The sequence below is a fragment of the Schlesneria paludicola DSM 18645 genome, assembly GCF_000255655.1.
GTDB lineage: Bacteria > Planctomycetota > Planctomycetia > Planctomycetales > Planctomycetaceae > Schlesneria > Schlesneria paludicola.
Window position 1 is genome coordinate 3,493,268 of sequence record NZ_JH636434.1, and the last position, 9,310, is coordinate 3,502,577.

Here is a 9,310-nt window from a genome sequence, read left to right on the forward strand (position 1 = left end):
TGCCTTCGACCGTGGCGATCCGCGATCCAAGTTGGGTGGATCGGAAAGCCGCGTGTTTGATACGACCGCTGGCGCTGGTGGTGTTCCGACGATCTTGGACACCGGCCGCTTCATCGACTCGTTAAAGGCCCTGCCTGTTCTGGCTCAGCTCGGAGCAACGTTCCTCGGTGACCTGGTGGGGGGACTCGCAATCCCACGCCTGGCTTCGAACATCCAAACCTACTGGGTCGGTGAATCGACCGCCCCGACGCAGTCCAATCCGACCTTGGACCAGGTGACGCTTGCCGCGAAGACGCTCGGCGCTTACACGCTGATCACTCGCCGCATGCGACACCAGACCAGCCTCGACGTCGAGAACATGATCCGCCGAAACATGCTGTGGTTCATGGCCCTGGGGATCGACAACGGTGGTCTCAACGGGACTGGGTCGTCCAACCAGCCGACTGGCTTGATGGCGAACGGTGCGATCACTACCACGGCACTCGGCACCAACGGAACCGATCCCACTTGGGCGGCCGTCGTCGCGATGGAATCTGCCATCAACGATGCCAATGCGATGGCCCAGAACATGGGCTACCTGACCAGTCAGGTAGGCAAAGGCAAGATGAAGACGGTCACGAAAATCGCCGCCTCGCAGTATTCCGGCTTCCTTTGGGAAGCGGACAACACCATCAACGGCTACCAGGCGAAGTCGTCCACCTTGATCAGCAAGACGTTGACCAAGGGATCTGGAACGAACCTGACCGCGATGCTGTTCGGGAACTGGGCCAGTCTGATGATCGGTATGTGGGGCGGAATCGACATCATCGTCGACCCCTACAGCAATTCCACGGCTGGCGACCTGAAAGTCACGATGCTGCAGGACGCGGACATCGCCGTGCAGCATCCAGAATCGTTTAACAAGATCGTGGACATGGTCCGCATCTAAGCTACACCCCGCGAAGAGGGAGCTGGTTTCGGTTCGCCGGGCCAGCTCCCTCGCAATGTTCCGTTTCTCATCCTTCCTGTGATCGCTGGAGCGCCCTGCAATGTTCCGAATCAAGTTCGTCGTTCCCTTTATCGTCCTCAATCAACGTGTCCATTCGATCGGAGATGTCGTGGAAGTGGATGAAGATCAGTGCAAACGATTGGTCAAAACCGAAAAAGTGGCTGTGGAAACGGACGACGAATTGACCGTGTTTCCGGAACCGTCCGAAGCCGCTGTCGATGAACCTCCCAAGAGTCCGGACGGCGGGCAGGGCGGAGCAGAAAAGGCAACGAAGGGCGGCGGTTCGAACCGCCGGTAATCTCGCCGGATCTGACGATGCAGGCCTCAAGGATTGATCGATGTCGACGACAGAACCTGTAGCACTAGCGACGCTCAAACAGCACCTGCGGTTGAATCACAGCCATCAAGACGCGCTGCTCAACTCGCTGATTTCCGTCGCACGCGAACAGGTCGAAGCCGACACCTGGCGATCGCTGATTCCGATCAGCGGTCGTTCGATCACCCGCCGGGGTTTCCCGATGGGTGACGAGGCCCTGTATCTGCCCAAGCCGCCACTGCGAGCAATCACGTCCGTCAGCTACGTCGACTCGACGGGCACAACGCAGACCTTCACCACGTTCCGGGTCGACATCTCGCACGAGCCAGGCTCGATCGAGCCGAACTACCCGATGGTCTGGCCGGTCTCACAAGACGGTCCGGCCAGCGTCACGATCGTTTACGATTGCGGCTATGCCGACGCCGCGTCTGTCCCCGCTTCGCTGAAGCATGCAATCTTGTTGATCGCCGCTCAGCTCTACGAGAACTCGGAACCAGTCGAGATCAAAGGCGACACGACGCTCGATCGACTCTGCCGACCGTACCGCGTGAGAAAAGCGGCCATGCTCGAATCGATCTGGACCGCGAAGCCGATCCATCCCAAGTTCCCTGGTGGGTTTGGCCTGTGGTCCGGCGCTCCATTAGGAGTGCGATAATGCCCGCTTCGAAGCGCCGCGATCCGATCGTCGTCCAACGCCTCAAGCAGGATGCCACGCCCAACGTCCTGGGCGAGATGGCGGTCGAGTCCCCCGACAACTGGGAAACCTACCTGGTCGGCTTCGCGGAAGTCATTTTCAAAGGCCAGCGGGAATTTACTCGAGCTGGCATCGTCGACGCTGACGTGTCCCACCTGGTTCGGCTGCCATTCAGCTCCGAAGCCCTGGCGATCACCAGCGAAATGCGGCTGCTCCTGGAAGTGACCGGCGAGCTGCTCCACATTGAAGCCGCCTACCGCCGCGATGCATCAAACCGCGAAGTCGAAATGCTCTGCAGGCACTGACGGACATGGCCACACGCATTCTCACGGGTATCGCGTCGATCGATCGCAAGTTGGCCAGCCTGGCAACCCGCGAATCAAACAAGGTCGCTCGCTCCGCCGTCAATGCGGGCCTGGCCGACCTGGCAAAATCCATTCGTCGCGAGATCGATTCCGAACCGATCAGCCCCGCTCTAAAAAAGGCATTGAAGGCCACGGTCGGAAAGCGTCTTGAAACGAAAACCAATGCCCAATTTGGGGCCATGGCGAAGGCCGGTTTCGGTGTCGGAAAAAACACCAGGGCGAGGGCCGCCAGGGCCGCAAAACGCAAAGCAGGACGCGGTGCTCGCAAAGGCGTCGGGATCTCGGCCAACAACGTCCACTGGTTCGCCCTGGGCACCGCCCAGAGGTACACGAAATCCCCGCGTCGCTACGTCGGTGGCATTTCTCCCGTCAGGGCCGTCCGCCGCGCCGGAGCCTCGGCCGCGAACATCCGCACCGCGATCGAGCGGAAAGCTCGCCAGCGGATGGAAGAGGTCATTCGAGCCATGGGCAAGTGACCGCGCAGCAAAACCACGTCTTGCGTGTAACTCGATTCTCTCTCCCGGATGAAGTGCGATGTCGTTCACACCTCAATTGATCGAAGAAAGTGGGGCATACGAGGTCAGCAGTGAAGGCCGTTTGATCAAGACGTACAAACGGAAATATCGCTGTAGCAATACGGGCGGCTTTTTGACGCTGGATGAGGCCGTCATTGCTCTTGGCATCATTCCAGGGACACCGCATCCGCATTATCCGAATGCCCTCGCTCGCAAGATCACGAACGAGCGGCTGTTCCACCAAGATCCCTACTACGATTGGGAGATCGGGATCGACTATACGACAGACATGCCGAAGTTTGCCGAGAATCCGATGGAACGGCCGGTCAAACGTCGCGTGTTCACCACCGAGACGCAGCGAAGCATTTTCAAAGACCGCAATGGCACTTTGATTCTCGACTCCGCTGGCTGTCCATTCGACGGTGGGGTTCAGGTCAATCACCACCAGCCCACGATCGTATGGCAACGCAATGAATCCGACGACACGTTCGATTTGAGTCGATTCTTATCACTCAGTGGATCAGTGAACTCCGACTCGTTTGCTGGCTGCGATCCTGAAACGCTGTTGCTGGTGGCAACGAGTGACGAGACGTTCGAGAACACTTACCACTATTGGTCCTCCACCTACACGATTATTTACAACGATTTGGGGTGGCAGCCTCAGCCAGTGAACGCAGGACTGTGGCAACGAGATGGATCGAATCTCACTCGTATCATGTTAGACGGCGAGCCTGCACAAGACCCTCAGCCACTTTATGCCTCGTCTGGAAAAGTGATCCCGCTCTCGGGACGACCTGCCGACTGCAATTTCATCAAAGTCGACCATGCCAGGAAGATTGCCTTTTCCGGTCTCGCGTTGCCAATTTGAGGAGAGACGCGAATGTCCGAAGAAACCTTCCTGATGTCGAAACCTTTTCTCGAAGTGTTGAAACAGGTCATTCGCCGCGTCATGGCGGAAATGTCCAACACGTCTGCGGATCGTCGCCGAGTCTTTGAACCTGGTGCGGAGTGGCAGGGCGTGACCACATCAGCGCTCGCAGCTCCGGCATCACTGTCCGCCGCCTGGTTGACACCGCCGACTTGCACGTTTCAGCCGTACCGGATCGATCCCACCAGTACGTCGACACCAAAAGCAATGATCGCGAGCACTACGGATGGACCGTTCACGATCGTCAATCGGGACAAGACGCTCACCGTTCCTTCTGGCACGTACGTGCGTGTTACACGGATCGATGGCGATTGGATGATCACCTGGGCCGCTTGTTAAAGGAACTGACATGGCGAATGAAGCCACTGTGACCGCGAATCTCAAAGTCGTGAAGGGGAAGCTGCAATACCAGAGCCAACCGACCTCGTATCAAGCGGACATTTCTGTTGCGAATGGGCCTTCGCCCGGTGCGGTGACAGTCACGACCGGCGCGGGCGTCGACATCAACTTGAGTCAGCTCGCCACGCCAGCGCTGACGAGGGTTGCCAATCTTGACTCCACGAACTTCGTTTCGATCGGACTCAAGATCGGGGGGACCTATTACCCGTTCATGGAACTGAAGCCGGGCGAATCGCAGGTCATTCGTCTGTCCCGCACCGTGCTGGCGGCGGCCACGGTGCATGCCGTGGCGAACGTGGCCAGTTGTGTGATCCTGTTCGATAGTTTTGATTCGTAGGATTGAACGCAAATGCCCGCACGCACTGGATGCTGTTGCAAGAACCCCGCGACACTATACAAGGTCGACGCCTCGGGCAACGTCCTGTGGACGGCGAACTACTATGAGGACTTTGGATCATTCACCCCGACGAATGGGGTTGCGGTGTACTCGCCCCAGTACGGTGCGGGCATCGGTGATCAAGATGACAATGGTTACGTTTATCAAGTAGGCGGCCCGTCCATTCCGGTCGATCCCAACTTGGCAAACACACAGCCGCCCGTCGATGTCTTGAGGCAGTACGATTCCAATGGTGTGAAACAATGGGGGTGGTCTGCCGAGCCGACAGGCTGGTCATATCTGGGAACACGTCAATTGCCCAGAATCCCCGCCCATCGTGTCAGTGGTAATGGCACGAGCATTTGCTACTTCACGACGCGGCCAGGCTATTTCGGTCGGTTCTTGTACGGTGTCAGCAGCTCCGGTTCGACGATTTGGAATTATGCCTTGCCTTTAACGACGGATTGGAGGCTCGATGAAGTTGGCACGAACTACGCGATTGTCACCGCGATTTCAGCACCCACGTACGGTGACATGCCTCGGATCATCGACGTCACGACAGGGGCTACGATTTACGATGCCTACGTCCCACCTTACGTGCTCGGCACTGCGGTCGCACGGACGGTGGCAACCGTCGACCGGGCCGACAACGTGTTTATGGCCTACACGTACACATACCTGGAACAGGACAAGGGATCGGCTGCAGTGTCCAAGCTCGATGTCCCGGCGAGTGTGATCGCGGGGACACCGCTTTTGGGTTGGACAACCAATTGCTTGTACATCCGGGTGATCAACCAAATTCAAACGGATGGGAACTACGTCGCAGTTGGTGGTTACCGATTCTTGACGGGCACGAATCTTTCATATTCGGACACTCTCTATTTCACCGAGATTTTCGACGCGTCAACCGGTGCCAGGGTCGCAACGCTACTTCGAGGGGGGACGCTCAATGGTGGGGCTGGCCTAATCCCTCGTCACGGGCTTTTGGATCAAATCAAGATCGGTAACAACTGGATCACTTACAGCAACGAAGCCTGGAAGCTCAACATCGGTGGCACGCCTGTCGAGAGGCCGTTCAAGATCTGGAGCACCTCGACGACTGCCTACACGACTGGATGCGGACGGATCTCATCGGGTGGCGACTCGTGTTGGGGCTCTACCGTGCCGATGTGCTCGAACAGCTTCAATGATTCGCCGAGTGGTTGCACTGGTGGTGCAACATACACATCGGCGTCCGATGGAATGGGCGGGTTCGTGTGGGTGGCTCCGGCAAATCCCTGTTCACCTGGATGCTTCTTGCCTCAACCCGTTGGAGCTCCGACTTCGCTATCGGACACATTCACCACCAACTGCGTCACGGGTATCAGCTGCGGCGGCCATCAGCATTTCGTGGACATCTACGACAACTCGTCTTCCCGTCCGCCTGGTTCTCCCACGAACACCTACACGCAATGGGCTGTCAGTGGTGCGGTCGTTGGAAATTGTTCAAGCCCCTGCGTCCGGCCACCCGTACCGTCGATGCGTCCAATGATTATCCCCGGCGGAACTCCGGGGCTTCAATCGATTGATGTGGAGTGCATGTAATGTTCTGTGCGAATCGTGGTGACCTCATCGGTACCTACAACGTCAGCGGGAAAGTGTTCGACTCGTTCAACTGTCTCAAGCACCGTAAGCCATGTGCCGAGAACGACAACCCGCTGAAGATCCTGGCCTGCTCACAGTGCGATGACCTCGACTTCTCAACGTCATGGATCAATTGCCCGAACCGAGGTGAACCGGTCGGAGTGATCGACGCACCTGGCTGCGGTTGTGATCGGACCGTGTACGCATGCAGTGAGAAGGGCCGTTGCCTCAAACGCCTTCCGCTCGCCAGGACGGCCGCATCACTCGGCAGCCAATTGGACGGAGTCACGATTTGCAAATCCTGCGAATTCTTTCCGAAGGAACCCCATGCTTGAACGAGCCCTCAGAACGTTTCTGTTGATGAAGCAACCCGTGTTCAACTCGGTCGGTGGCCGCGTCCACGTGGGCGACTTCGTGCCGCTTACAGACAAGGACTTGCCCGCGATCGGGATTGAAGCCGATCCCCAAGACCGCGAACGGCAGATCGATGGTCAAGAATCGCCGCTGCAGTTCCAGCAATTTGACATCGTTATCAAAGCGCTGGAGTTTGCGAAGTCGATCCAGATTGGCAACCTGGTCGCGTCCGCGTTTCGGGCAATTCCGTTCGGCGCCACGATTTTCACAGCGCCGGGAACCGTTCTGATTCAAGCGGGAGATCCGACAATCGTCGGACACGGAACCGGTTGGACCAATGACCTGATTGGCCAGGAAATTCATTTGCGGGACGGAAACGGCATGCTGGTCTATTCCGGCACAGTCACCGGCAGGACTTCCGCCACGGCCCTGACCGTCTCACCAGCTCCTGCCGTGTCGCAGACGCCCCTCTTGTGGGATCTGCCCGGCGCATCGCTCGCGGTGCAAATAGTACAGGTCGACATTCTTGGGAGCTGGAACGACAAGGAAGAGGATCACGGGCACAGCCTGGCTGTGAAACCGCGTGTGGTCAAGATCCAAATCGGCTGGCTCGAAGACACGTCGACGATCTAAGTTCAGTTCGTGGAGAGGCAGGCAATGGCACAATACCGATCGAAGGGCACGCTGTGGCAAATGACGATCGCCACAGTTCTCACCACGATTGCCCAGGCGACTGCGATCACGCCGCCTGGCTGGAAATCGCAGTCGTATGATTCCAGCTACTTCGACCAGTCTGGAAACGGCAAATCGAAGGAAATGAACGGCTGGGTCGAAGGTTCAGACTTCGGTGCAACTTTGTGGTGGGACCCGGCGCTCGCGACTCATATCGCTCTGCTCGGCATCGTTACGACGCCAATTAAGAACCCAATGGCGATTGTGCTGCCGTCGACTCCGATCTTCGGCAGCGTGACACCGGCCCCCTCAAAGACAATCTCGTTCACGTCTGCCGGAATCGAGCTGACTCCGAAAATCGACATGGACAAGGGTGTCAGCCTCGACGTCAAAGGCGACATCGACGGCCTGCCCACCGTGACGTAATCGCCCGGCGATCGCCGATTGTTCTTCCACACTTTTTTCGATGGATCGAAATATGAAGTGCCGCTTGCTTCGTGACGAATTGATCACCAACCCCGAATTGAAGGGATGGGAAGATCTGAGAGCCCTGGTAGATCAATTCCATGCCGGTGAGATCACTGCCGCTGAGTTCGACGCCAAACGCCAGGTGACGGCACCGGCGGGCACCGTGATCGAGCACAAAGACGCCTGGTTGCTGGTCGCGATGGGCCGAGCCGAGCCCGTTGACCAGGCTTGCGCCGAACGCGCGAATCGCGTCATGCCTGGCAGTGCCAGCCTCGACGTCAAAATCGTCGCAGCCGCTGAAGCGAGTGATCAGTTGGAACTCGCCCAGATGACCGGTAACCCACAGTTCGATGCCAGCCCTGGTCAAATCGAGGCGTTGAAAGCCGACCGCGAAAAGAAGCTCGCGATCGCACCGTAAGGATACCTGGTCGATCAGTCGTTTCGTTCCCCCATGCTTGAAAGTCGATCATGGCCGCGTCCAGTTTTGCAGAAATGAAAGCCGCCGGTAAACGTCGTGTGGTCCCGTTCACCGGACTCGAAGAATTCGGGCTGACTTTGTTCTGCTGTTCGATGACAGAACAAGAATCGGCGAATCAAGAGGCCGCCGCTTGGAAGCCAGGCACGATCGACATCGATCCGCATCGGCTAAAGAGTGCCCGTCGAAAGCTGCTCGCGTTGACCGTCAGCGACGAGGAGGGCAATCGACTGCTGACCGAAGACCAGGCTGCGGAACTCGACAGTGTTCTGGCTGGCATCCTGTACGAGCAGGCCAGCGCCCATACCTCCCTGAGGGCACGTTCAAAAAACTTGCCGCCCGCGAGCGGAGAGCAGACGCCTACCGACTCGCGGTCATCTGCGGACGTCCCGACGTCGATCAGCTCCTCGACGAACTGACGACCGAGCAGTTCGCGGAATGGCGTGAGTACTTCGCCCTTGAACCGACTCGGGCCATTGATCGCGATCGCCCGTTGGCCACGATCTTGGCGGCGATCGCCGGGGCCTGCGGCAAAGAGCTGGATATCGACACCGCGCTCCGGACCTGGGGGCATCACATCCCCGAACCGCCTTTCGATCCTGATGCGAACGCGGCTGCCATCCTCGCCGGATTCGGCGGGTAGAAAAAAAGGGCACAAGTACGAATGACACTGACATCCGTGGGAAGACAACCTTGCCCTCGAACGGCAAGATGATTTGTGCAAGAATCATCGTGTTAAGGATGTGTGAGCACGCCAAATAGATCGTCCAACAACTTCTCGAATTGGTGATCGAAATAAACATGAAAAATCACTTTGTCAAACTGATTTCATATTGGTCCGTCGACGAAGCGAACCTCGCGAAGCTGCATTTAAAAAGTGAAGGAATTGAAGCGGAACTTGAAGGCGAGACGGTGGCGAGCGTGGCTTGGATAAATGCCAATGCCATTGGCGGTGTGAAACTACTCGTTAAGGATTTTGATGTAGAGCGTGCCCGAAAGATTCTGCGACTCAATTCAGAGATGCACGCCTCGGTTCAACATCAATCTGAACTATCGAACGCGATTCCTGCTGATGATGCCAGCGGACGTACTGAACTCACTGATGAAGGTGACGAAGCTTCTCTCACGCCAACGGCG

16 protein-coding genes are annotated in these 9,310 nt (G+C 57.6%); all 16 read left to right on the forward strand.

The genetic code is table 11. The features are described 5' to 3' along the window. On the forward strand, nucleotides 1-928 hold a 928-nt coding region (locus OSO_RS43895), incomplete at its 5' end, for a phage major capsid protein (protein ID WP_010584442.1). A 100-nt stretch (nucleotides 929-1,028) separates the two neighbouring features. Further along, nucleotides 1,029-1,286: a hypothetical protein gene (locus tag OSO_RS0117090; RefSeq protein WP_010584443.1), complete on the forward strand. Its 258-nt coding sequence runs from the start codon at nucleotides 1,029-1,031 to the stop codon at nucleotides 1,284-1,286. A 40-nt stretch (nucleotides 1,287-1,326) separates the two neighbouring features. Next, a complete protein-coding gene (locus OSO_RS48140; protein ID WP_010584444.1) occupies nucleotides 1,327-1,959 on the forward strand; it encodes a head-tail connector protein in 633 nt (210 codons plus the stop codon). Further along, the gene (locus tag OSO_RS0117100; protein WP_010584445.1) at nucleotides 1,959-2,303 is read left to right on the forward strand and encodes a head-tail adaptor protein; all 345 of its coding nucleotides are present in this window, start codon (nucleotides 1,959-1,961) and stop codon (nucleotides 2,301-2,303) included. Before OSO_RS48140 ends, OSO_RS0117100 begins: the two co-directional genes overlap by 1 nt. A 5-nt stretch (nucleotides 2,304-2,308) precedes the next feature. Beyond that, nucleotides 2,309-2,839, forward strand: a complete 531-nt coding sequence (locus tag OSO_RS0117105) for a hypothetical protein (protein ID WP_010584446.1) — start codon at nucleotides 2,309-2,311, stop codon at nucleotides 2,837-2,839. Between the two features lie 58 nt (nucleotides 2,840-2,897). Continuing rightward, the gene (locus OSO_RS0117110) at nucleotides 2,898-3,746 is read left to right on the forward strand and encodes a hypothetical protein (RefSeq protein WP_010584447.1); all 849 of its coding nucleotides are present in this window, start codon (nucleotides 2,898-2,900) and stop codon (nucleotides 3,744-3,746) included. Nucleotides 3,747-3,758: 12 nt separating this feature from the next. Further along, a complete protein-coding gene (locus OSO_RS0117115; RefSeq protein WP_010584448.1) occupies nucleotides 3,759-4,145 on the forward strand; it encodes a hypothetical protein in 387 nt (128 codons plus the stop codon). Nucleotides 4,146-4,155: 10 nt separating this feature from the next. Beyond that, the gene (locus OSO_RS0117120) at nucleotides 4,156-4,542 is read left to right on the forward strand and encodes a hypothetical protein (RefSeq protein ID WP_010584449.1); all 387 of its coding nucleotides are present in this window, start codon (nucleotides 4,156-4,158) and stop codon (nucleotides 4,540-4,542) included. Between the two features lie 12 nt (nucleotides 4,543-4,554). Continuing rightward, a complete protein-coding gene (locus tag OSO_RS0117125; protein WP_010584450.1) occupies nucleotides 4,555-6,165 on the forward strand; it encodes a hypothetical protein in 1,611 nt (536 codons plus the stop codon). Beyond that, nucleotides 6,165-6,539, forward strand: coding sequence for a hypothetical protein (locus OSO_RS0117130; protein WP_010584451.1), 375 nt, complete (start codon nucleotides 6,165-6,167; stop codon nucleotides 6,537-6,539). The genes OSO_RS0117125 and OSO_RS0117130 overlap by 1 nt, the downstream gene beginning before the upstream one ends. Then, entirely contained in the window at nucleotides 6,532-7,191 is a 660-nt protein-coding gene (locus tag OSO_RS0117135; RefSeq protein WP_010584452.1) for a hypothetical protein, read from the forward strand. The genes OSO_RS0117130 and OSO_RS0117135 overlap by 8 nt, the downstream gene beginning before the upstream one ends. Nucleotides 7,192-7,215: 24 nt before the next feature. Then, nucleotides 7,216-7,656 (forward strand): hypothetical protein, encoded by a 441-nt coding sequence (locus OSO_RS0117140; RefSeq protein WP_010584453.1) that lies wholly within the window; start codon nucleotides 7,216-7,218, stop codon nucleotides 7,654-7,656. A gap of 52 nt (nucleotides 7,657-7,708) precedes the next feature. Next, the gene (locus OSO_RS0117145) at nucleotides 7,709-8,116 is read left to right on the forward strand and encodes a hypothetical protein (RefSeq protein ID WP_010584454.1); all 408 of its coding nucleotides are present in this window, start codon (nucleotides 7,709-7,711) and stop codon (nucleotides 8,114-8,116) included. Between the two features lie 50 nt (nucleotides 8,117-8,166). Beyond that, on the forward strand, nucleotides 8,167-8,592 hold the full coding sequence (locus OSO_RS0117150; RefSeq protein ID WP_010584455.1) for a hypothetical protein: 426 nt from the start codon (nucleotides 8,167-8,169) through the stop codon (nucleotides 8,590-8,592). Then, the gene (locus OSO_RS50825) at nucleotides 8,589-8,816 is read left to right on the forward strand and encodes a phage tail assembly protein T (RefSeq protein ID WP_449329010.1); all 228 of its coding nucleotides are present in this window, start codon (nucleotides 8,589-8,591) and stop codon (nucleotides 8,814-8,816) included. Before OSO_RS0117150 ends, OSO_RS50825 begins: the two co-directional genes overlap by 4 nt. Nucleotides 8,817-8,974: 158 nt before the next feature. After that, the coding region (locus tag OSO_RS43905) for a putative signal transducing protein (RefSeq protein ID WP_010584456.1) at nucleotides 8,975-9,310 on the forward strand (336 nt) is incomplete at its 3' end.